The organism is Variovorax sp. P2_H12, assembly GCF_056403395.1.
This window is the reverse complement of the sequence record NZ_JBFUFO010000004.1, coordinates 155541-176713: the sequence shown is the minus strand read 5'-3', so window position 1 is coordinate 176713 and position 21173 is coordinate 155541. Positions and strand designations below refer to the sequence as shown.

Genomic DNA, 21173 nt, shown 5'->3' with positions numbered 1-21173 from the left:
AATGACCGCTCCGCCCGTTTCCAGTCCGCCCGCGCGCAGCACCTACCGCCATGGCGATCTGCGGCGCGCGCTGCTCGAAGCCGGTGTCGAACTGGCGCGCAGCGGCGGCCCGGATGCGGTGGTCCTGCGGGAAGCGACACGGCGCGCGGGTGTGGTTCCGAATGCGGCCTACCGGCATTTCGCGAGCCGGCGGGCGCTGCTGCAGGCGGTGCGCGCCGCCGCCCTGTCGGCGGTCGCACGGGCCATGGAGGCCGAACTCGCGACCCTGGACCCGACGCGCCAGCCGGCCGACTACGCCCGTGCCAGCGTGCGCGCGGTGGGCACCGGCTACCTGCGCTTCGCGCAGGCCGAGACCGGCCTGTTCCGCACCGCCTTCGCGACCCCGGTGGACGTCGATGACGCGCCCGTCGAAGCCAAGGGCGGCGAAAGCGGCCTCAACCCCTTCGAATTGCTCGGCGCGGCCCTCGACCGGCTGGTCGATGCGGGCGCGATGCCGCCGGAGCGCCGCCCGGGCGCCGAGTTCCTGGCCTGGTCGGCGGTGCATGGCCTGGCCCTGCTGATCATCGACGGGCCCCTGCGCGGGCTGCCGCAGGCGCAGGTGGACGCGTTGGGGCAGCGGCTCCTGGAAATGGTCGAAAAGGGACTGTGAAAAACGGGATGTAACCGTATCGCGCTTGTACTTTGATGGGCGAGTGGCTACCTTCGATCGCCTCACGGAGCGTTCACGAATGGCGATGCTGATCCTGATGACACCGACCGGCCTGACCACCCAGGTGCCGGTGTCCGAGCCCGGCATGACCATCGGCCGCGCCGAGCGCAACCACGTGGTGCTGGCCTCGCCGCGGGTGAGCCGCTTCCACGCCAGGCTGAGTACCGAGGGGCCGCTGGTGATCCTGCGCGACCTCGGCAGCCGCAACGGCACTTTCGTCAACGGCAAGCGTGTCGAGACGCAGGTGCTCGCCAACGGCGACAACATCGACATCGCCGGCTACTGGATGCGCTTCCTGGCCCTGGAGCAGGAAGTGATCGGCGACGAAAGCATGCGCCTGCTGAGCGAACGCGGCAGGCTGGTCTGAACCCCCTGCCGAGCGCCGTCAACGCGTATGGTGCACCGGCGCGAGTTCGTGCACCGGCGTCTCGAGGCCCTCCATGCGCGCCTTCAACTGCAGCGCCAGGAACTGCGAATAGTGGCGCGACTGGTGCAGGTTGCCGCCATGAATCCACAGCTGCGGCACCTGCGTCGGCTTCCACATGTTGCGCAACTCCCCTTCCCAGGGCCCCGGGTCCTTGGGCGTGTCGGAACCCAGGCCCCAGACCTTGCCGACGCGGTCCGCCACTTCAGGCGAGATCAGGTCGGTCAGCCAGCCGTTCATCGAGCCGTAGCCGGTGGCATAAACGATCAGGTCGGCCGGCAGCTCGCTGCCGTCGCTCAGAGTCACCGACCTCGGATTGATGCGCTCGATGGTGACGCCGCTGCGCAGCTTGATGCTGCCGTTGGCGACCAGCTCCGAGGCGCCGACGTCGATGTAGTAGCCCGAGCCGCGCCGCAGGTACTTCATGAACAGGCCCGAGCCGTCAACCCCGAAGTCGAGCAGGAAACCCGCCTTCTCGAGGCGCGCGTACAGGTCGGCGTCGCGCCGCTTCATCTCGTCGTACACCGGCACCTGCATCGGCGCCATGATCTTGTAGGGCACCGACGCAAAGATCAGGTCCGCCTTGTCGGTCGTCACGCCGGCCTTGAGCGCGGCCTCGGAATAGAGGCCGCCCAGCGCCAGCTCCATCAGCGAATCCGAGGGCGCGATGTGGGTCGAGCTGCGCTGGATCATCGTCACGTCGGCGCCGTTCTCCCACAGCGCGGCGCAGATGTCGTGGGCCGAGTTGTTGGAGCCGAGCACCACGCACTTCTTGCCGCGCCAGGCCTCCGGCCCCGGGTGCGCGCTCGAGTGATGCTGCTCGCCCAGGAAGGTCTCGGCGCCCGGGATCTTCGGCAGGTTCGGGTAGCCCGAGACGCCGAGCGCGAACACCAGCTGCTTCGGCCGCAGCGTGATCTCGCGGCCGTCGCGTTCGACGACCACTTCCCATTCCTGCTTCGCCTCGTCGAAGCGCGCCTTTTTCGCGGTGGTGGAGCCCCAGTAATTGAGCTCCATCACCCGGGTGTACATCTCGAGCCAGTCGCCGATCTTGTCCTTGGGCGAGAACACCGGCCAGTCCTCCGGGAACGGCAGGTACGGCAGGTGGTCGTACCAGACCGGGTCGTGCAGGCACAGGCTCTTGTAGCGCCTGCGCCAAGAATCGCCGGCCCGGGCGTTCTTCTCGACGATGATCGTCGGCACCCCCAGCCGCCGCAGCCGCGCACCGAGCGCGATGCCGCCCTGGCCGCCGCCGACGATCAGCACGTAGGGCTGCTCGGAATGGCCCAGCGTCTCGGCCTCCTGCTGGCGCCGTTCGAGCCAGGTCCTGCGCTGCGGGTTCGCGCCATGCTCGGCCCCCTTGATGCGCCGCTCGCCCTTGCGCTCCTCGAAGCCCTTGAGTTCGGTCATCGTCGTGAGCAGCGTCCAGGCCTTGCCGCTGCGCAGCCGGAGGTGGCCGCGGCCGCGCGCCACCGCGGTCTCGAAAGTGAACCAGGCATCGACCACGCCGTCGGCTTCGGTGGCATCCCCCTCGACCGCGAAGGCGGTCGGCCGGGTGTCGGCCAGCCGCGCCTCGAGCATCGCGCGGATCGCCTCGGGGCCTTCCTGCGTGCGGATGTTCCAGGTGAAGGCGACCAGGTCGCGCCAGTAGCAGTCGGGCTCGAACAGCGCCAGCACGGCGTCGATGTCCCGGCGCTCGAGCGCGGACTGGAAATCGGCCAGCCAGGCGCCGGCAATCTGCGTCGGATGGGTGGACAGGTCGGTCATCGTCGTTGTCTCCTTCGTTCGCGTCCCGCGGGCGGGCCGGGCGGCAACCGTACGCCCATCGCCGGCGGACGTCAAACGGCCGGCCGCCGGGCCATGGGTGGCGTGCCTTGACATCCGGGCGCCCGGCCTGATCTCATTCTTCCCCCGTGCTGCAAGACTTCCATCCCGCCGTCGCGAACTGGTTCCGCGCGACCTTCCCGGGCCCCACCGAGGCCCAGGCTGCCGCGTGGCCGGCGATCGGCGCCGGCCGCCACACGCTGATCGCGGCGCCCACCGGTTCCGGCAAGACGCTCACCGCCTTCCTTGCGGCCCTCGATGGCCTGGTGCGCGAAGGGCTGGCGCCGGCCGGGCTGCCCGACCAAACCACCGTGGTCTACGTCTCGCCATTGAAGGCGCTGTCGAACGACATCGGCCTCAACCTGCAGGCCCCGCTGGCCGGCATCCGGGCCGAACTCGCGAAGCTGGGCTTGCCCGATGTCGCCATCCGGACCGCCGTGCGCACCGGCGACACGCCGGCCCGCGAACGCCTGCAGGCGCTGCGCCGGCCGCCGCACGTGCTGGTCAGCACGCCGGAGTCGCTGTACGTGCTGCTGGGCTCGGTGTCGGGCCGCCAGATGCTGTCGACGGTGCGCACGGTGATCGTCGACGAGATCCACGCCATCGTCGCGAGCAAGCGCGGCAGCCACCTGGCGCTGTCGCTCGAGCGGCTGCAGTCGATCTGCGCGCAGCCGTTGATCCGCATCGGCGTCTCGGCGACACAGAAGCCGATCGACGAGATCGCGCGCTTCCTGGTCGGTGCCGGCGCGGTGGTCGATGGCGTGGCCGATTGCGAGATCGTCGACATCGGCTATGCCAAGCAGCGCGACCTGGCGCTCGCGCTGCCGCCGACGCCGCTGGCCGCCGTGATGTCGAACGAGCAGTGGGAACAGGTGTATGCGCGCCTGGCCGGGCTGATTCACGCACACCGCACCACGCTCGTGTTCGTCAACACGCGCCGGATGGCCGAACGCGCGGCGCGGCACCTGGGCGAGATCCTTGGCAAGGAAGTGGTCGCCGCGCACCACGGCAGCCTGGCGAAGGAGACGCGCCTCGAGGCCGAGCAGCGCCTGAAGCGCGGCGACCTGAAGGTGCTGGTGGCCACCGCCTCGCTCGAGCTGGGCCTGGACATCGGCGACGTCGACCTGGTCTGCCAGCTCGGCTCGCCGCGCTCGATCGCGACCTTCCTGCAGCGCGCCGGACGCTCCGGGCACGCGGTCGGCGGCGTGCCCAAGGCGCGGCTGTTCCCGCAATCGCGCGACGAACTGGTCGAGTGCGCGGCCCTGCTGGACTGCGTGCGCCGCGGCGAACTCGACGCGCTCGGCGTGCTGCCGGCGCCGCTCGACGTGCTGGCGGCGCCGCTCGACGTGCTGGCGCAGCAGATCGTGGCCGAAACCGCCTGCCGCGAATGCGGGGAAGACGAACTCTTCGCGCTGGTGCGGCGCGCCTGGCCCTACGCCGAACTGAAGCGCGAGGATTTCACGGCCGTCGTCCGGATGCTGTCCGAGGGTTTCACCACGCGGCAGGGGCCGCGCGCCGGGTATGTGCACCGCGATGCCGTCCATCACCTGCTGCGCGAGCGCAAGGGCGCACGGATGACCGCCCTGACCTCGGGCGGCACCATCCCCGAGGCCGGCGACTACACCGTGATGCTCGAGCCGCAGGCGCACAAGATCGGCACGGTCAACGAAGACTTCGCGGTCGAGAGCCTGGCGGGCGATGTGTTCCAGCTCGGCAATGCGAGCTACCGGATCCTGAAGATCGAGCCGGGCCGGGTGCGGGTGGAGGACGCGCATGGCGCCGCGCCCAACATTCCGTTCTGGCTCGGCGAAGCGCCGGGGCGCAGCGACGAGCTGTCGTTCGGCGTGTCGCGCCTGCGCGCCGAGATAGAGGAAGCGCTGAAGGCAAGCGGTGTCGAGGGCACGGTCGGCTGGCTGGGCCGCACGGTCGGTCTCGAAGCCGAAGCCGCGCGCCAGATCGTCGAGCATCTGGCCCGCTGCGTGCGCGTGCTCGGTGCCCTTCCGACCCAGCAGCGGATCGTCATGGAGCGCTTCTTCGACGCCTCCGGCGGCATGCAACTGGTGATCCACTCGGCCTACGGCAGCCGGCTGAATCGCGCCTGGGGGCTGGCGCTGCGAAAGCGCTTCTGCCGCCAGTTCAATTTCGAGCTGCAAGCGGCGGCCACCGAGGACGCGATCGTGCTGTCGCTGTCGACCAGCCACAGCTTCCCGCTCGAGGAAGTGATGCGCTACCTGCACCCGGCTTCGGCGCTCGACGTGCTGGTGCAGGCGCTGCTCGACGCCCCGCTGTTCGGCGTCCGCTGGCGCTGGAACGCGACCACCGCGCTGGCGCTGCCGCGCTTCGTGGGCGGGCGCAAGGTGGCGCCGCAGCTGCAGCGCATGAAGTCCGAGGACCTGCTGGCGGCGGTGTTCCCCGACCAGGTCGCCTGCGCCGAGAACCTGAGCGGCGCCCGCGAGATCCCGGACCATCCGCTGGTGGCCCAGACCCTGCGCGACTGCCTCTACGAGGCGATGGATGCCGAGGGCTGGCTGCAATTGCTGCGCCGCCTCGATGCCGGCGAGGTCGAGGTGCTGGCGCGCGACCTGCCGGCCCCCTCGCCGCTCGCGGCCGAGGCGCTGAACGCGCGGCCCTATGCCTTCCTCGACGACGCGCCGCTGGAGGAGCGCCGCACCCAGGCCGTGCAGAACCGGCGCTATATCGATCCCGAGAGCGCGGACGATCTCGGCCAGCTCGACGCCGACGCGATCGCCAGCGTTCGGGAGGAGGCCTGGCCGCGCGCCCGCAATGCCGACGAGATGCACGAGGCGCTGAACGGGCTCGGCGCCGTCAGCGTCGAAGAGCTGTCGGCCAACGCCGGGTGGGCCGCCTGGCTGGCTGCGCTGGCGCAGGCGGGCCGGGCCACCCGGCTGACGCCGGTGGGCGCCGCGTCCGACGGCGGGCTGTGGGTCGCGGCCGAGCGGCTGGCGCAGGTCCGGGTGTTGTATCCCGCGGCCGCGATGCAGCCGGCGATCGAACCGCCGCCGGACTGCGCGCAGGCGCCGGACAGCCCCGGGGAAGCCTTGCGCGAACTGATTCGCGCGCGGCTGGGGGGCCTGGGGCCAGTGCCGGCGCCTGAACTGGCGGCGCAGCTCGGCTTGCCGCATTCCGACATCGAGGCCGCGCTGTCCGCGTTGCAGGCCGAGGGCTCGGTGCTCCAGGGCCGGTTCACGCCGGGCGCCGAGACCATCGAATGGTGCGAGAGGCACCTGCTGGCCCGCATCCATCGCTACACCCTCAAGCGCCTGCGGCGCGAGATCGAACCGGTCGAGCCGCGCGACTTCGCCCGCTTCCTGTTCGAATGGCAGCACGTCGGCGGCGCCAGCCGGGTCAGCGGCCCCGAGGCGCTGGCCGGCATCCTGGCGCAGCTCGAGGGCTACGAGGCGCCGGCCGCACTCTGGGAGGCCGAGCTGCTGCCGGCCCGCGTCAAGGATTACGCGCCGGCCTGGCTCGACGACCTGTGCACCGCCGGGCGGACGCTGTGGACCCGACTGCGCCCGGTGGCCGCCGAAGGACGGCCGGGGGGCGGCGGCACCTCGCTGCGGTCGACACCGATCCTGCTGCTGCCGCGCCGCAGCGCCTCGCTGTGGGCCGGCCTGGCCCCTGCGCCCGCCGACGACGCGGCGCTCGGCACGCGCGCCCAGCGCCTGGCGGCTTTCCTGGCCGCGCATGGCGCGTCCTTTTTCGACGAGATGCTGCAGGGCACGCGGCTGCTCGGCACCGAGCTCGAAGACGCGCTGTCCGAACTGGTGATGCGCGGCCGCGCGCACTGCGACAGCTACGCAGGGCTGCGCGCGCTGCTGATTCCGCCCTCGAAGCGCTCGTCGGCGTCCGCCGGCCGGCGCCGGCGCAGCCCGCTGGTCGGCATCGAGGATGCCGGGCGCTGGTCGCTGGTGCGCCAGCGCGTCGAGGCCCATGGGCCGCAGGGGCTCGCCGGCGAGGCGATCGAGCAGGTCGCGCGGATCCTGCTGCGCCGCTATGGCGTGGTCTGCTGGCGCCTGCTCGAGCGCGAGGCGGGGTGGCTGCCGCCCTGGAGCGATCTGCTGCGCGCCTGGCGCCGGCTCGAAGCCCGCGGCGAGATCCGCGGCGGCCGCTTCATCGAGGGCGTGGCCGGCGAGCAGTTCGCCCTGCCCGAAGCCATCGGCCTGATGCGACAGGTGCGGCGCCAGCCGGCCGACGGCAGCCTGGTGGCCCTGTCGGCCGCGGATCCCGCCAACCTGCTCGGCTCGGTCGTGCCGGGTCCGCGCGTGGCGCGCGTGGCCGGCTCGTGCGTGCTGTTTCGCGATGGCGTTCCGATCGCCACGCTCGTGGCCGGGCAGGTCGAGCTGCTGGAGCCGCTGACCCCGGCAGAGGCGCAAGCCGCTCGCCGCGCCCTGGCGCCCGAGACCGCCATGCGCTACCTGGCGCTTGCGGCTCAGCAAGGCGAAGGCTGAGCCCTGCCCCGCAGCGTCATGTGGGACCATTGACGCCATGGACATCGACACCCTCGACCATCGCCTGATCGCGCTGCTGCGCCACGATGCGCGCCTGCCCGCGGCCACGCTGGCGCAGAAGCTCGGGGTCTCGCGCGGCACGGTGACCAATCGCCTGCGCAAGCTCGAGGACGGCGGCGTGATCGTCGGCTACGCGGTGCAGCTTCGGCCCGAGAGCCGCAGCGACGAGATCCGTGCCTGGATGGGCATCCTGGTCGAGGGCAACCAGACCCGCCTGGTGATCGCCAGCCTGCTCGGCGAGCCCGGGGTGGCTGCGCTCCACGACACCAATGGCCGCTGGGACCTGCTGGCCGAACTGCGCGCTGCCTCGATGGCGGAGCTGTCGAAGGTGCTGGAGCGGATCCGGCTGCTGAAGGGCATCCGGAGCACCGAGACCAGCATCCACCTGGCGAGCTACCGCTGAAGCCGCTGACTATGATGATCGACTGCCCAGCAGCGTACGGAGCCTTCCCATGAGCATCCCCACCACCCGTCTCGGCCGCACCGGCCTCACCGTGTCGCGGCTCGCGCTCGGCACCATGACCTTCGGCCTGCAGACCGACGAGGCGGTGTCGCACCGGATCCTCGACCGCGCGACCGAGGGCGGCATCAACTTCCTCGACACCGCCGACGTCTATCCGCTCGGCGGCACGGTGGAGACCACCGGCCGCACCGAGGAGATCGTCGGCCGCTGGCTGCGCGCCAAGGGCGCGAGCCGGCGCGGCGACTTCATCGTCGCCACCAAGGCGGTCGGCAAGGTCGGCCCGAACCCCTGGGACCAGGGCGCCTCGCGCAAGCATCTGCTCGACGCCATCGACGCCTCGCTCAAGCGGCTGCAGACCGACCATGTCGACCTCTACCAGCTGCACTCCGACGACCGCGAGACGCCGCTCGACGAGAGCCTCGAGGCGCTCGACGTGATCGTCCGCTCGGGGCGGGCGCGCTACATCGGCGTGTCGAACTTCCTGGCCTACCGGCTGGCGCGCGCGATCGGCCGGGCCGAGCTGCACAAGCTCACGCGGCTGGTCTCGGTGCAGCCGCGCTACAGCCTGCTGTTCCGCGAGATCGAGCGCGAGCTGCTGCCATTGGCCGGCGAGGAGGGCCTGGGCGTGATCCCCTACAACCCGCTCGCGGGCGGCCTGCTGACCGGCAAGTACAAGCCCGAGGCCAAGCCCGGGGAGAACACGCGATTCACGCTGGGCACCGCCGGCGGCATGTACCAGGACCGCTACTGGAACGAGCGCAGCTTTGCCACGGTCGCGCAACTGCACCAGCTGGCCGAGGAGGCCGGCGTGCCGATCGCCACGCTGGCGGTGGCCTGGGTGATGGCGAATCCGCTGATCACGGCGCCGCTGCTCGGCGCCAGCCGGCCCGAGCAGCTCGACGCGACGCTGGCCGCGGCCGAGTACAAGCTCGACGCCGGGCTCAAGCAGCGGCTCGACGAAATCACGTCCGAGTACCGCAAGGGCGATGCACCGCGGTAGAAATCACCCCCGAAGCGCCTGCGGCGCCTCCCCCTTCAGGGGGCGATACCGGCGGCCCGGCGAAGCCGGTTCCGCGGTATCCCTGGCGTCGAGCCGTGTCAGGCCGGGCGTTTTGTCTCGGTCAGCCGCCCTTCCGTCTCGGCCTTGCGGCGCGCATAGCGCTGCGCGAGCACCGCGCAGACCATCAGCTGCATCTGGTGGAACAGCATCAGCGGCAGCACGATGGCGCCGACCGCATGCGAGGCGAACAGCACCTGGGCCATCGGGATGCCGCTGGCCAGGCTCTTCTTGGAGCCGCAGAACACGATCGTGATCTCGTCGGCCTTGTCGAAGCCCAGTGCGCGGCTGGCCCAGGTCGTGATGCACAGCGCGAGCGCCAGCAGCACCGCGCAGACCGCCAGCAGGCCCGCCAATGCGGACATCGGCACCTGCTTCCACAGGCCTTCGATCACGGCCGCGCTGAAGGCGGTGTAGACCACCAGCAGGATCGCGCCGCGGTCGACCAGGGTCAGCACCGAGCCGCGGCGCTTGATCCAGCCGCCGATCCAGGGCCGCAGCAGGTGGCCGGCCATGAACGGCACCATCAACTGCAGCAGGATGCGCCCGATGGCGTCGAGCGAGGCGCCGGCGGCGCCATGCTGCACCACGATCAGGTTGACCAGCAGCGGCGTGACGAAGACGCCGAGCAGCGTCGACGCGGAGGCGCTGCAGACGGCCGCCGGGATGTTGCCGCGTGCCATCGAGGTGAAGGCGATGGCCGATTGCACCGTGGCCGGGAGCACGCACAGGAACAGCACGCCGGTGTAGAGCTCGGGCGTGACCAGCGGCGTCAGCACCGGCTTGAGCGCGAGCCCCAGCAGCGGAAACATCACGAAGGTGGCGGCGAACACCAGCAGGTGCAGCCGCCAGTGCGTGATGCCGCCCATGATGGCCTCGCGCGACAGCTTGGCGCCGTGCAGGAAGAACAGCAGGCCGATCGCGACCGTGGTCAGGCGCTCGAAGAAATGGGCGGTGGCGCCGCTCGCCGGCCACAGGCTGGCCAGCGTGACGGTGGCGACCAGGGCCAGCGTGAAGTTGTCGGGGAGGTAGCGTGAACGTGCCATGGGGCCGATTGGACCCGGCCATCATTCAAAAGAGAAATGGATTTATCTGATAGATATATCATTCCATCGCATGAATGTGAGCCTGCGCCAGTTGCGCGTCTTCCGCGCCATCGCCGATGGCCGCAATTTCAGCCGCGCCGGCGACCAGATCGGCCTGTCGCAGCCGGCGGTCAGCCGCTCGATCCACGAGCTCGAAGCCCAGCTGGGCCTGAAGCTGCTCGACCGCACGACGCGCGAGGTGGTGCTGACCGAGGCCGGCCAGTCGCTGTCAGTGCGGCTGGCGCGGTTGCTCGATGAACTCGACCAGGCACTGGCCGAGGTCCATGGCATGGCCGGCGCGCGACGCGGCAAGGTGCGGGTGGCCAGCAGCCCGACGCTGTCGGCCAACCTGATGCCGGCCTGCATCGCCGAATGCGCGCGGCGCGAGCCCGAGATCGAGTTCGTGCTGCTCGACCGCATCCAGCAGGACGTGCTCGACAGCGTGCGTGCCGGCGAAGTCGACTTCGGCGTGGTGGTCGAGCCGCCCGACACCGACGACCTGCACTGCGAGCCCATCCTCGACGATCCCTTCTGCCTCGTGATGCCTCCGGGCCATCCGCTGGCGGCCAGGCGCTCGCTGCGCTGGTCGGCGCTCGAGGGCGAGGCGCTGGTGCTGCTCGACCACGCCTCGGGCAGCCGGCGCCTGATCGACGGGGCGCTGGCGCGGCACGGCGTGCACTGCGAGGTGCGCCAGCAGGTGGGCCATCCGACCACCGCCTTCCGCATGGTCGAGCAGGGCATCGGCATCAGCGTGATGCCGGCGCTGGCGGTGCCGCCGACCGGTCTGCCGGTCCTGGTGATGCGTCCGCTCCTGCCCAGGGTGCAGCGCTCGATCATGCTGGTGCACCGCCGCAACCGCGCGCCGGCGCCGCTGGCGCAGCGCGTGTGGGACCTGATTCGCGAGATGGCCGCGCAGCGCCAGGAGAGCTGAAGCGGCCGGGTGCCTATTCGGCTCGCACGCCGTTGCGCAGCACGCCGATGGCGTCGACTTCCACCTCCACCACGTCGCCGGCCTTCATCCACACCGGCGGCGTGCGCTTGGCGCCGACGCCGCCCGGCGTGCCGGTCACGATCACGTCGCCGGGAGCGAGCGGCATGAAGGCGGAGATGTGCGCGATCTGGCGCGGGATGCTGTGGATCAGCTTGTCCGTCGTCGTGCGCTGCATCTCCTGGCCGTTCAGGCGCGTGACCAGCGTCATCTCCTGGTTGTCCGCGATCTCGTCGCGCGTGACCATCCATGGGCCGAAGCCGCCGGTACGCCAGAAATTCTTGCCGGCCGTCCATTGCGGCGTGGCGGTCTGCCAGTCGCGGATGCTGCCGTCGTTGTAGCAGGCGTAGCCGGCGATGTGCTCCCACGCATCGGCCTCCGAAATGCGGCGGCCGCCCTGGCCGATCACGATGGCGATCTCGCCCTCGTAGTCCAGCCGCGACGACTCCGGCGGCAGCACGATGTCCTCGCCGTGCGCCACCTGCGATTCGGCGACGCGCAGGAAGAGCGTCGGCTTCTCGGTGATCTCGCGGCCCGTCTCGCGCACGTGCTCGCCGTAGTTGAGGCCCACGCAGACGATCTTTCCGGGGTTCGGGATCACGGGCAGCAACGTCACTTCGCTCAACGGCAGGGTCGCCTTCGCGGCCTGGACGGCGCTCGCGGCTTCGGCCAGCAGGTCGGCGGCGATCAGGGCCTTGAGGTCGGGCGCGCGCGTGCCGAACACGCTGCGCAGTTCGACGACGCGGTCGCCCTGCACGGCGCCGTAGCCGTCCTGGCCGTTGTATTGATAACTGATGAGCTTCATGGTGTGCCTGTGAAGTGAAGTGGTGGAAAAAGGAAATCGTTCAGGCCAGCCGCCCCCCGATCCGGGCAGCGCCCTCGGTGACCAGCTGGACCAGCTTGCGTGTGTCGACGATCGCGAGCCGCGAGGTGTCGAGAACGAGCGAAAGCGCCGCCCATGCGCTGCCGTCGCTCTTGAGGATCGGTGCCGCGACGGCCGCGAGCTGTGGCTCCAGCTCGCCCACCGACACGTAGTGGCCCGCCTTGCGGATGGCTGCGTAGTACTTGCGGAATTCGCTCCACTCGGCCGGCAGGCCGCAGCGCACGGCCTCCTCGTGCCGCGCGTCGAAGACCTTGCGCAGTTGCGCGGGCGCGAAGGCCGCCAGCAGCACCTTCGGCGCCCCGCCCTGGAACAGCGGCCTCGGGCGCCCGCGCCCGTAGGCCAGCGTGGCCGGCGCGCCGCCCATCTCGCGGTGCGTGTCGAGCACCTGCGTGCCGAAGAGGCCGGAGGTGACGCAGTCGAAGCCCGTCTTTTCCACCAGTTCGCGCATCACGGGAATGCCCTCGCGCAGCACCGGATCGGCCTTGCGGATGTAGTGGTCGAGCAGGATGATGCGCGGCCCTAGCGTGTAGTGCGAGTTCTCCACCCGCTGCAGCAGCCCCGCCTCCAGCAGCGTGCGCACGTAGCGGTAGCCCGTGGGCAGCGAGACTTCCATCGCCGCCGCGATGTCCTCCGCCGTGCGCGTGAGCCGCGTGTCGTCGAACAGGTCGAGCACACCCAGCATGCGTCCCAGGCTGGACATTGATTTTTCCGACACGCCGATTCCTTCCTCGTTGGTTCATGGCGCGACCGGCATATGTTGTGAGATGCGTTCCAGATCCCCCGCCGTGCGCGCGACCCCGACGATATATCGGTCGGGGCGCAGCACGACCGCATCGGCGTGGTGGGCGTCCAGCCATTCGGCGAGACCGGCGTCGGGCCGGTCGATCACGAGGGCGCCGGCGCGACGCCAGCGCTCGGCCGTCGCGGCCGAGACGCCGGAGATGGTGCCATTGCGTCCGATCACCGCCATGCGGCGGCCCAGCAGCTCGTCGAGGAGGCGGCCGTCCGCCAGCCGCGGCTGCGGAAAGGGCCGGCCTGCGGGCGCACCCTGTTGCGCGTCGAAGGCACCTTCGCCCAGCAATTGCGCGGGCAGCTCGAAGACCTCGGGCTGGCCCGCGCGGAATTTCGCGTCGCGCTCCCGCGCGAGCGCCGGGTCGGTGGTCTGGATCAGGTCGCCGAGCCGCACTGCGAGTTCGATCAGCGAGCGCACGTGCGGCGCCCGCTCGCTCTCGTAGGTGTCGAGCACGCTGTCCGGCGCCCGGCCGCGCAGCACGGCTTCGAGCTTCCAGGCCAGGTTGGCCGCGTCGCGGATGCCGGCGCACATGCCCTGGCCCAGGAAGGGCGGCGTCTGGTGGCAGGCGTCGCCGGCCAGCAGCAGGCGGCCCTGGCGCCAGCCTTCGGCGATGACCGAATGGAAGGTGTAGATCACCGCGCGTTCCAGCCGGGCGTCCCCGGGCTTCACCCAGCGCGAGACCATGCGCCACAGGTTGTCGGGCTCGACCAGGGCCGCGCGGTCGTCCTCGGGCAGCACCATGATTTCCCAGCGCCGGCGCGCGCCGGTCACGTTGCAATAAGTCATCGGCCGTGCCGGGTCGCAGTGCTGCACGGTGTGGTCGGGCAGGTCGACTTCGCGCTGCAGCACTACGTCGAACACCAGCCAGGGCTGGCGCAAGCCCAGGTCCACCATCGGCGCGCCCATGCTCGCGCGCACCGGCGAACGCGCGCCGTCGCAGCCGATCACGTAGCGGGCCCTGAACTCGCCGAGCCGGCCGCTCGCGAGGTCGCGCACCGACAGCGTGGCGCCCTCGCCGTCCTGCGCGACGCCGGCCAGTTCGTGCCGCAGGCGCACCGACACGTTGCCGAAGCGCGCGGCGCCCCGGCGCAGCAGGGCTTCGAGTTCGGGCTGGTGGAAGTAATAGTTGTTGGCGCAGCCGTGCGGCCCCAGCGCCGCCGTGCCGCCACGGATCAGCATGGTCTCGCCCGCGCCGTTGACGAAGTGCATGCCGTGCGCGCCCGGCCTCGAAATCGCCAGCACCTGCTCGCGCAGCCCGATGCTCTGGAAGATGCGCATCACCTCGCCGTCGAAATGGATGGCGCGCGGCATCGGGTAGACCTCCGCCTCCTTCTCGACCACCAGCACCGAAAGGCCCGCGCTGCCGAGCAGGTTGGCCAGGGTCGCGCCGGTCGGGCCGAAGCCGACGATGGCCACGTCGAACGGCGCGTCCTCGCGCTCAGCCACGCTGGTCTTCCTGCATGCGGCGCGCCACGCCGGCCTGCCATTCGGCGCGACTCATGAACTTGGGCAGCCGTTTCGCGATGGCCTCGGCACGCGCCAGGATCTCTTCGTCCGGCCGGGCCAGGTCGATCGGTTCGCGCAGCGGCTGCTCGCAGTACCACGGCGTGTCGACGAAGAGTTCGAGCCGGTTGCCCTCCGGGTCGCGGCAGTAGATGGAGATGGCGTTGCCGTGCGTGACCGCATTCAAGTCCCGCGCGCCATGCGCCACCAGCCGCTCATGAAAGCGCCGCAGCGTCGCCAGGTCGGGTACGCGGAACGAGATCTGGTTGATGACGTTGAAGGGCATGTCCGCCGGCCGACCGGTCGCCAGCACGATCTGGTGGTGCTCGGCCGGGTCGCGGCTCAGGAACACGAGCTGCACCGTGCCCAGGTCGCCCGCATCGGTCTGCGTGAAGCGCAGCGCGTCCTTGTAGAAACCGGCCATTCGCGCCAGATCGCGCACGTAGAAGCCGAAGTGACTGAACTGAAGCGCCAGGCCGTCGGCCGCGGGTGGGGTGGAAGGGGTCATCGCCAAGTGTCTCTCCTCGATAACGCGAAAGGGATTTCCGCGTCGATGTCGAAGAAATAATATCTCTATTATCGTATTTTGACAATCTGCCATGTTTTTGTATGATCGTGCCGTGTGCGAACCGCACGCGCTTTCACATGGAGACAAACATGGAGACATCGATGAGCGAGAGACAAGTCCCCGCCGTGCGCCTGCTGGCGTCGGTCGCACTGGTCCTGGCGGCCTTCGCGGCGAACGCGCAGGACTACCCGGCCAGGCCCGTGCGGATCATTGCCCCCTTCCCGGCGGGCAGCGGGCCGGACGCGAATGCGCGCGAGATCGCGGCGGAACTGACCAAGGTGTTGGGGCAATCCTTCTTCGTCGAGAACCGGCCGGGCGCGTCGAACATCATCGGCACCGAGGCTGCGGCCAAGGCCCCGGCCGACGGCTACTCGCTCTATATCGGCACCACCAGCTCGTTGTCGGTCGTGCCGCATCTCTATGCCAAGCTGCCTTTCAATGCCGAGAAGGACTTCGCGCCCATCAGCCTGATGGGCGTGCTCAACACCGGGCTCATCGCCAACCCGGCGCTGCCGGCCAAGGACGCCGCCGCTCTCATCGCCGAACTCAAGGCCAAGCCCGAATCGGTGACGGTTGCGACCGCCGGCATCGGCAGCTATTCGCACCTGTCGGGCGTGTGGTTCAACAACGCGGCGGGCGTGAAGACCAACCTCGTGCCCTACAACAGCAACAGCCCCTACACCGATCTCATCGCGGGCCAGGTGCAGCTGATGTTCGACGGCCTGCCCGCCGCAGCCGGGAACATCCGGGCGGGCAAGCTCAAGCTGCTGGCCATCACCGGCAAGGCGCGCCACCCGAGCTTCCCGGACGTGCCGACCTTCGCCGAATCAGGCCTGCCGGACTACGCGCCGATCGCCTGGCAGGGCCTGCTCGCGCCTGCGGGCACGCCGAAGCCGATCATCGACAAGCTCAGCGCCGCGATGAAGAAGGCTTGCGAGTCGAAGGAGCTGGGCGAGAAATGGCGGCAGTACGGCGGGGAGCTGCGCTGCAACACCCCGGCCGAATTCACCGCCTTCATCAATGCGGACCGCGCGATGTGGGGCGCGGTCATCAAGCAGGCGAACGTCAAGCTCGATTGACGGGCTCGGCCACGCCTTCAGGCCGTTCTTCGTGCCCGCCCGGATGCCGCGCGAAGCGGGCCGGGTCGCGCCCGTGCACCGGCGCCGTGTCCGGCCAGGGCCAGCCGCCGAACTGGGTGCGGCGGTAGTCGGCCATGGTCTGCGCGATCTCGGCCTGGGTGTTCATCACGAAGGGGCCGTACTGCATCACCGGCTCGCCGATCGGGCGACCCTGCAGCACCAGGAATTCGCCCGGCGCGTCGCCATTGACCAGCTCGACCGCAGCGTCGGCGCGCAGTTCGATCGCCGCGTGGCCGTCGATCGGCTCTCCCGCGACCGCGACCGAGCGACCCTTGAAGAAGTAGAGGCTGCGGCGCGTGCCCTCGCCGCTGGCCGCCGGCAGCGTCCAGCGTGCGTGAGGCGCCATGCGGATCGTCCAGATGGCGACGTCCGCGTCAGGTTGCGACGCCCAGGAGTCGGGCGGCGGCGCCAGCGGGCCGCCGGCACCGGGCTCGCCGTCGATCGGCGCGATCCGCCCCGCGATGCTCGCGACCTCGGTCTTGCGACCCTCGGCGTCGGCGGCGGTGAAGCCCGGGATGTCCTCGGCCCAGAACATCGTGAAATGCGGCTCGGCCATCTTGCTGCGCGCCGGCAGGTTGAGCCAGATCTGGAACAGCTCCAGCGGATTGGGCGCCGTCGCATCGAGCAGCGGGAACATCTCGGCATGCACGATGCCCTTGCCGGCCGTGAGCCACTGGACGTCGCCGCCACCGAAGCGCGCGGCCGCGCCGAGCGAATCGGAATGGTCGATCAGGCCCTTGCGCACGATGGTCACGGTCTCGAAGCCGCGGTGCGGATGTCCCGGGAAGCCGGGCACGGGATGGCCGTGGTACATGCTCCAGCCGTCCTTGCGGCTGAAGTCCTGGCCCAGGTCGCGGCCCGCGAGCGGGGCGTCCGGGCCCATCTGCGCATTGGCCTGCGGGTAGGCATCGTCGTGATAGACGCAGAACAGGAAGGGGTCGATCGTCTCCCACGGGAAGCCGAGGGCCTTGATCTGGACGATGGGGCTGGAGTTCATGGTGGCGCTTTCGTGTGGGCCTGCAAGCGGGCGGATCCCTGGCATATGGGGTTGCCGCGCCGTCGCGAAAGGCCCGGCCATGGGACGCTGTGGCGCGGGCGATGGGACGACCGGAGAGGGGCGCAGGCGCCGGTCAATGCGCGTTGCCGGCCTACATGCCGTCCGCCAAGGCGTCCGGAGAATCGCCGGCTTGTTCCACTCGGACCGACACTTGAATGGACCCCTCGTTCGATGCTGAAGTGAACACCCTGAGGCGCGCCGCGGCCAGCGCGACCGACACGCGCCATCTGGCGCAGGAGCGAATCGTCGTGGCCTTTCGCCAGCAGCTGCAGGGCGAAGGCCCGGGGCCCACGGATGCGGACCTGCAGAGCTTCGCGCGCCTGGTGCTGGTCGAAAACGCGTTGCTGAAGGAGCTCGGAGCGGCCGTGGCGCGGGCGGCCACCCGCCCGCTCAGTGCTGGTGCCCGTGATCGCCATGCACATGGCGATGAGCGATCTCTTCCCCGGTAGCGGCGCGCACGCCGGTCACGGTCACGCTGAACTTCAGCGCCTTGCCCGCGAGCGGGTGGTTGCCGTCGAGGATCACCTGGGGGCCCTTGATCTTCATGACGGTGAAGACCTGGGGCTCGCCCTGGTCGTTGCGGCCTTCGAGCTGCCCGCCCACCTTGACGCCGGGCGGGAACTCGCTTTTGGGAATGGTGCGCACCAGCGATTCGTCGCGGACACCGAAGGCGTCCTCGGGCTGCAGGTTCAGCGTGGTCTGGAAGCCCGCCTCCTTGCCGTCGAGTGCGGCCTCGATCTTGGGGAAGGTGTTGTCGTAGCCGCCGTGCAGATACACCATCGGGTCGCTGCTCTCTTCGATCAGCTTCTGGGTGGTGGCGTCCGCGACCTTGAAGCGGAGGGTGACGACGGAGTCTTTCTGGATTTTCATGGGATGGGTGCTGTAAGCCGAGGGATCGATGCGCAGCATAAGGGAAGGACGCGGCGCACCTCTGTCGCTTGCTACATCGCGCCCACGCTCCCCGTGACCGATCACGTCATGCCGGCCATGGCGCTGTATATTCATCCAGCCCCATGGCCGCCCTCCCTCCCACCTCGCCCGCCGCGTCGCTCACGGTCTCCGTCCGCACGCTGTGCGCCTTCGCCGCCAAGGCCGGCGATCTCGATCTGCGCTTCGTGCCCGCGCCCAGCGCCCAGGAGGGCCAGGCCGGCCACCGGCTGGTGCAATCCCGGCGCGGGCTGGACTACGAAAGCGAAGTCGGGCTGTCGTCGCGTTTCGGCCCCCTGCTGGTGCGCGGCCGCGTCGACGGCTACGACCCGCGGCGGCGGCGGGTGGAGGAGATCAAGACCTACCGCGGCGATTTCGATCGCATCAAGGCCAACCATCGCGCGCTCCATTGGGCTCAGGCCCGCAGCTACGCGTGGATGCTGTGCGAGCGCGATGCGCTGCCCGCGCTCGACGTGGCCCTGGTCTACCTCGACCTCGGCACCGAGAAGGAAGCGGTGCTCGAGGAATCAGCCACGCGCGACGACCTGCGCCAACACTTCGAGAGGCTCTGCGGCCGCTACCTCGCCTGGGCCGAACAGGAGGCGAGCCACCGCGCGGGCATCGACGCCGCACTCGGCGCGCTGAGCTTCCCGCACGGCGAGTTCCGGTCGGGCCAGCGCGAGTTGGCCGAGTCCGTCTACCGCTCGGCGACGTCGGGCCGCCACCTGCTCGCCCAGGCGCCCACCGGAATCGGCAAGACCGTCGCCACGTTGTTCCCGCTGCTCAAGGCGCGGCCGGGGCAGAAGCTCGACAAGATCTTCTTCCTGACCGCGAAGACCTCGGGCCGCGCGGTCGCGCTGGGCGCGCTGCACACCCTGGACCGCGGGCGCGTCCCGTTGCGCGTGCTGGAACTGACGGCGCGCGAGAAGGTCTGCGAGTACCCCGGGCGGGCCTGCAACGGCGACGACTGCCCGCGGGCACGGGGCTTCTACGACCGCCTGCCCTCCGCCCGCAGCGAAGCCGTGCAGGCCGCCTGGCTCGACCGCGACGCGCTGCGCGGCATCGCGCTCACGCACCAGGTCTGCCCCTACTTCCTGGCGCAGGAGCTGGTGCGCTGGAGCGACGTGGTGGTGGGCGACTACAACTACTATTTCGATGGCAGTGCATTTCTCTATGCGCTCACGAAGGACGAGGAATGGCGCGTCGCCCTGCTGGTCGACGAGGCGCACAACCTGCTGGACCGCGCTCGCGGCATGTACTCGGCCCAGCTCGAGGCGCCGGCGCTCGAGGCGGTGCGGGCCAAGGCGCCGCCGACGATCCGGAAATCGCTGGGCAACCTGGAGCGCGAATGGCGCTTGCTGCAACGCGAGCAGGTCGCCGCCTATCAGCCCCATGACCAGATCCCCGAGCGCTTCGCGCGGGCGCTGCAGGAGGCGGTCTCGCTCATGGCCGAGCACTTCACGGCGCGCCCCGACGAGCCGCCGGGCGCGCTGCACCAGTGCTTCTTCGACCTGCTCCAGTTCGCCCGGCTGGCCGACAGCTTCGGCAAGCACTCGGTCTTCGAGGCGACGCTGGGCGTGGACGGTGTGCGGGGCCTGGCGATCCGCAACCTGGTGCCCGCTCCCTTCCTCCAGAGCCGTTTCGCCGATGCCGTCTCGGCCGCCTGCTTCTCGGGCACGCTGGCGCCCTTTTCCTTCTACCGCGACACGCTGGGCCTGCCCGAGGACACGGCGACGCTGGACGTCGGCTCGCCCTTTCGCAGCGAGCAGCTCACGGTGCGGGTGGCGATGGACCTGTCGACGCGCTTTCGCGACCGCGACCGGTCGCTGGATGCGCTCGTCGACCTCATCGCGGCGCAGTTCGCGCAGCGCCCGGGCAACTACCTGGCTTTCTTCAGCAGCTTCGACTACCTGGCCAGCGCCTCGGCCGCCTTTGCGGCGCGGCACCCGGCCGTGCCGGCCTGGAGCCAGTCGCGCGGCATGCGCGAAGCCGAGCGCGATGCCTTCCTGGCGCGCTTCGCGCCGGGCGGCCAGGGGGTCGGCTTCGCGGTGCTCGGCGGCGCCTTCGGCGAAGGCGTCGACCTGCCTGGCGACCGCCTGGTCGGCGCCTTCGTCGCCAGCCTGGGCCTGCCGCAGCACAACGAGCCGAACGAGGTGATGCGCGAGCGCATGGACGCGATGTTCGGCGACGGCTACGAGTACACCTACGTTTATCCGGGCCTGCAGAAGGTGGTGCAGGCGGCCGGTCGGGTGATTCGCAGCGAGACCGATGCGGGCGTGCTCTACCTGCTGGACGACCGTTTCGCGCGGCAGGAGATCCGCGCACTGTTGCCGGCCTGGTGGCAGGTGCAGCCGGTGTTCGCGGTGGGGCGCTGAAAGCGCCGCCGGATCAGATCACCGGACCACGCACCGCGGCGCTGCGGCCGATTTTCCTGAGCCTGGCCGACAGTTGCGCCTGGGTCTCGAGCTCGCGTTGCCAGAGTTCGTAGCCGGCGTCGTTCGGATGCAGGCCGTCGCGGGCGCTGAGGCGTCCCGGATGGCGCGCGAAAGGATCGTCCTCGCGTTCCATGAAGAGCGACACATGGCGCGCGCCGTTGGCTTCGGCCACCTCGGCGACGATGGCCTGGAGCCGGCGCGTCCGGTAGGTCATCCACCAGTTCCAGGGCGGCAGGAAGAAGCGCAGGTTGCCGAGGTTGCCGGGCGGCATGAAGACCACCATCTCCGAGCGCACCCGCGCGCGTTGCGCCACGCGCCGGACGCTGTCGCGCAAGGCGGCGTCGCGCGTGGCGCGGAGCACGTCGTCGGCGCCGCCGAGGATCAGCACCGCGTCGAAGCGCTCGTCGCCGTCGAGCTGCGTCAGGATGTCCTCGTAGCGCGCCGCCGGCATGGCCCTGTTGACCACGGTCAGCGACGGGTTGGCACGCGACAGCAGGCCCGGCAGGCTGCGGTCCGGGTCGCTGGCGCCGGCGCCTCCCGCCGTGCTGTCGCCGACCACCAGCAGGCGCGCACCCTCCGGCTCGGCGCAGCGCTCGAACGGATGGGCCCGTCGTGCCAGCCGGTTCGACGCCCGCAGGTGCAGGGCCGCGTAGCCCGCGGTGGCGGCCGCGAAACCGACCAGGAGGGAAAGGCCGGTACAGGCGGCCAGATTCTTTCGGTTCACGATCGCTCCTCGATACGTCGGTTAGCGTAAAGGTAGCCGATCGCGGCCGTTGTAGGAAGCGGCCGAAT

The 21173-nt window shown here is 70.4% G+C and carries 18 protein-coding genes; 9 read left to right on the top strand and 9 right to left on the bottom strand.

Annotated elements, in window-relative coordinates:
* Window position 1 precedes the first annotated feature (1 nt).
* Both AC1DYK_RS04420 and AC1DYK_RS04415 read left to right on the top strand, forming a co-directional pair.
* Entirely contained in the window at window positions 2–649 is a 648-nt protein-coding gene (locus tag AC1DYK_RS04420) for a TetR/AcrR family transcriptional regulator (RefSeq protein WP_478165141.1), read from the top strand.
* Window positions 650–728: 79 nt separating this feature from the next.
* Window positions 729–1076: an FHA domain-containing protein gene (locus AC1DYK_RS04415; protein ID WP_478087750.1), complete on the top strand. Its 348-nt coding sequence runs from the start codon at window positions 729–731 to the stop codon at window positions 1074–1076.
* Window positions 1077–1094: 18 nt separating this feature from the next.
* Here the strand turns inward: AC1DYK_RS04415 and AC1DYK_RS04410 are convergent, their stop codons facing one another.
* On the bottom strand, window positions 1095–2897 hold the full coding sequence (locus AC1DYK_RS04410) for an NAD(P)-binding domain-containing protein (protein WP_478165140.1): 1803 nt from the start codon (window positions 2895–2897) through the stop codon (window positions 1095–1097).
* Window positions 2898–3043: 146 nt separating this feature from the next.
* On the opposite strand from AC1DYK_RS04410, the gene AC1DYK_RS04405 reads away from it, so the two are divergent.
* From AC1DYK_RS04405 to AC1DYK_RS04395, 3 genes are read left to right on the top strand one after another with little or no spacing between them, the layout of a single operon-like run.
* A complete protein-coding gene (locus tag AC1DYK_RS04405; protein WP_478165139.1) occupies window positions 3044–7423 on the top strand; it encodes a DEAD/DEAH box helicase in 4380 nt (1459 codons plus the stop codon).
* A gap of 43 nt (window positions 7424–7466) precedes the next feature.
* Window positions 7467–7886 (top strand): Lrp/AsnC family transcriptional regulator, encoded by a 420-nt coding sequence (locus tag AC1DYK_RS04400; protein ID WP_478087756.1) that lies wholly within the window; start codon window positions 7467–7469, stop codon window positions 7884–7886.
* A gap of 49 nt (window positions 7887–7935) precedes the next feature.
* Complete coding sequence (locus AC1DYK_RS04395; RefSeq protein ID WP_478165138.1) at window positions 7936–8946, top strand: aldo/keto reductase; 1011 nt, start codon at window positions 7936–7938, stop codon at window positions 8944–8946.
* A 98-nt stretch (window positions 8947–9044) separates the two neighbouring features.
* On the opposite strand, the gene AC1DYK_RS04390 is transcribed toward AC1DYK_RS04395, so the two are convergent.
* Window positions 9045–10049, bottom strand: a complete 1005-nt coding sequence (locus AC1DYK_RS04390) for a bile acid:sodium symporter family protein (protein WP_478165137.1) — start codon at window positions 10047–10049, stop codon at window positions 9045–9047.
* A gap of 70 nt (window positions 10050–10119) precedes the next feature.
* On the opposite strand from AC1DYK_RS04390, the gene AC1DYK_RS04385 reads away from it, so the two are divergent.
* The gene (locus AC1DYK_RS04385; protein WP_478165136.1) at window positions 10120–11019 is read left to right on the top strand and encodes a LysR family transcriptional regulator; all 900 of its coding nucleotides are present in this window, start codon (window positions 10120–10122) and stop codon (window positions 11017–11019) included.
* 13 nt (window positions 11020–11032) lie between these two features.
* On the opposite strand, the gene AC1DYK_RS04380 is transcribed toward AC1DYK_RS04385, so the two are convergent.
* Genes AC1DYK_RS04380 through AC1DYK_RS04365 form a run of 4 tightly spaced genes read right to left on the bottom strand, consistent with a single transcriptional unit; the run spans window position 11033 to window position 14763 of the window.
* Entirely contained in the window at window positions 11033–11881 is an 849-nt protein-coding gene (locus AC1DYK_RS04380; protein WP_478165135.1) for a fumarylacetoacetate hydrolase family protein, read from the bottom strand.
* 40 nt (window positions 11882–11921) lie between these two features.
* Window positions 11922–12674, bottom strand: coding sequence for an IclR family transcriptional regulator (locus AC1DYK_RS04375; protein WP_478165134.1), 753 nt, complete (start codon window positions 12672–12674; stop codon window positions 11922–11924).
* 21 nt (window positions 12675–12695) lie between these two features.
* On the bottom strand, window positions 12696–14198 hold the full coding sequence (mhpA, locus tag AC1DYK_RS04370; RefSeq protein WP_478165133.1) for a bifunctional 3-(3-hydroxy-phenyl)propionate/3-hydroxycinnamic acid hydroxylase MhpA: 1503 nt from the start codon (window positions 14196–14198) through the stop codon (window positions 12696–12698).
* Window positions 14191–14763 carry a VOC family protein gene (locus tag AC1DYK_RS04365; protein WP_478165132.1) on the bottom strand — a complete coding sequence of 191 codons (573 nt, stop codon included), beginning with the start codon at window positions 14761–14763 and terminating at the stop codon, window positions 14191–14193. The genes mhpA and AC1DYK_RS04365 overlap by 8 nt, the downstream gene beginning before the upstream one ends.
* A gap of 161 nt (window positions 14764–14924) precedes the next feature.
* Between AC1DYK_RS04365 and AC1DYK_RS04360 the strand changes: the two genes are divergently transcribed.
* A complete protein-coding gene (locus AC1DYK_RS04360) occupies window positions 14925–15902 on the top strand; it encodes a Bug family tripartite tricarboxylate transporter substrate binding protein (protein ID WP_478165131.1) in 978 nt (325 codons plus the stop codon).
* Here the strand turns inward: AC1DYK_RS04360 and AC1DYK_RS04355 are convergent.
* Window positions 15889–16959 carry a pirin family protein gene (locus AC1DYK_RS04355; RefSeq protein ID WP_478165130.1) on the bottom strand — a complete coding sequence of 357 codons (1071 nt, stop codon included), beginning with the start codon at window positions 16957–16959 and terminating at the stop codon, window positions 15889–15891. The genes AC1DYK_RS04360 and AC1DYK_RS04355 overlap by 14 nt on opposite strands.
* Before the next feature lie 215 nt (window positions 16960–17174).
* Between AC1DYK_RS04355 and AC1DYK_RS04350 the strand changes: the two genes are divergently transcribed.
* On the top strand, window positions 17175–17468 hold the full coding sequence (locus AC1DYK_RS04350; protein WP_478165129.1) for a hypothetical protein: 294 nt from the start codon (window positions 17175–17177) through the stop codon (window positions 17466–17468).
* Here the strand turns inward: AC1DYK_RS04350 and AC1DYK_RS04345 are convergent.
* Window positions 17410–17889 carry an FKBP-type peptidyl-prolyl cis-trans isomerase gene (locus AC1DYK_RS04345; protein WP_478165128.1) on the bottom strand — a complete coding sequence of 160 codons (480 nt, stop codon included), beginning with the start codon at window positions 17887–17889 and terminating at the stop codon, window positions 17410–17412. The two genes, AC1DYK_RS04350 and AC1DYK_RS04345, sit on opposite strands and share 59 nt — an antisense overlap.
* A 143-nt stretch (window positions 17890–18032) precedes the next feature.
* On the opposite strand from AC1DYK_RS04345, the gene AC1DYK_RS04340 reads away from it, so the two are divergent.
* The gene (locus AC1DYK_RS04340; RefSeq protein WP_478165127.1) at window positions 18033–20321 is read left to right on the top strand and encodes an ATP-dependent DNA helicase; all 2289 of its coding nucleotides are present in this window, start codon (window positions 18033–18035) and stop codon (window positions 20319–20321) included.
* A gap of 13 nt (window positions 20322–20334) precedes the next feature.
* Here the strand turns inward: AC1DYK_RS04340 and AC1DYK_RS04335 are convergent, their stop codons facing one another.
* Window positions 20335–21105 carry an SGNH/GDSL hydrolase family protein gene (locus tag AC1DYK_RS04335; RefSeq protein WP_478165126.1) on the bottom strand — a complete coding sequence of 257 codons (771 nt, stop codon included), beginning with the start codon at window positions 21103–21105 and terminating at the stop codon, window positions 20335–20337.
* Window positions 21106–21173 lie beyond the last annotated feature (68 nt).

Bases quoted from the DNA above. Each gene is read 5' to 3' on its own strand.
- AC1DYK_RS04420 (WP_478165141.1), top strand. From the start codon at position 2: ATGACCGCTCCGCCCGTTTCCAGTCCGCCCGCGCGCAGCACCTACCGC.
- AC1DYK_RS04415 (WP_478087750.1), top strand. From the start codon at position 729: ATGGCGATGCTGATCCTGATGACACCGACCGGCCTGACCACCCAGGTG.
- AC1DYK_RS04410 (WP_478165140.1), bottom strand. From the start codon at position 2,897: ATGACCGACCTGTCCACCCATCCGACGCAGATTGCCGGCGCCTGGCTG.
- AC1DYK_RS04395 (WP_478165138.1), top strand. From the start codon at position 7,936: ATGAGCATCCCCACCACCCGTCTCGGCCGCACCGGCCTCACCGTGTCG.
- AC1DYK_RS04390 (WP_478165137.1), bottom strand. From the start codon at position 10,049: ATGGCACGTTCACGCTACCTCCCCGACAACTTCACGCTGGCCCTGGTC.
- AC1DYK_RS04385 (WP_478165136.1), top strand. From the start codon at position 10,120: ATGAATGTGAGCCTGCGCCAGTTGCGCGTCTTCCGCGCCATCGCCGAT.
- AC1DYK_RS04380 (WP_478165135.1), bottom strand. From the start codon at position 11,881: ATGAAGCTCATCAGTTATCAATACAACGGCCAGGACGGCTACGGCGCC.
- AC1DYK_RS04365 (WP_478165132.1), bottom strand. From the start codon at position 14,763: ATGACCCCTTCCACCCCACCCGCGGCCGACGGCCTGGCGCTTCAGTTC.
- AC1DYK_RS04360 (WP_478165131.1), top strand. From the start codon at position 14,925: ATGAGCGAGAGACAAGTCCCCGCCGTGCGCCTGCTGGCGTCGGTCGCA.
- AC1DYK_RS04355 (WP_478165130.1), bottom strand. From the start codon at position 16,959: ATGAACTCCAGCCCCATCGTCCAGATCAAGGCCCTCGGCTTCCCGTGG.
- AC1DYK_RS04350 (WP_478165129.1), top strand. From the start codon at position 17,175: ATGGACCCCTCGTTCGATGCTGAAGTGAACACCCTGAGGCGCGCCGCG.
- AC1DYK_RS04345 (WP_478165128.1), bottom strand. From the start codon at position 17,889: ATGAAAATCCAGAAAGACTCCGTCGTCACCCTCCGCTTCAAGGTCGCG.
- AC1DYK_RS04340 (WP_478165127.1), top strand. From the start codon at position 18,033: ATGGCCGCCCTCCCTCCCACCTCGCCCGCCGCGTCGCTCACGGTCTCC.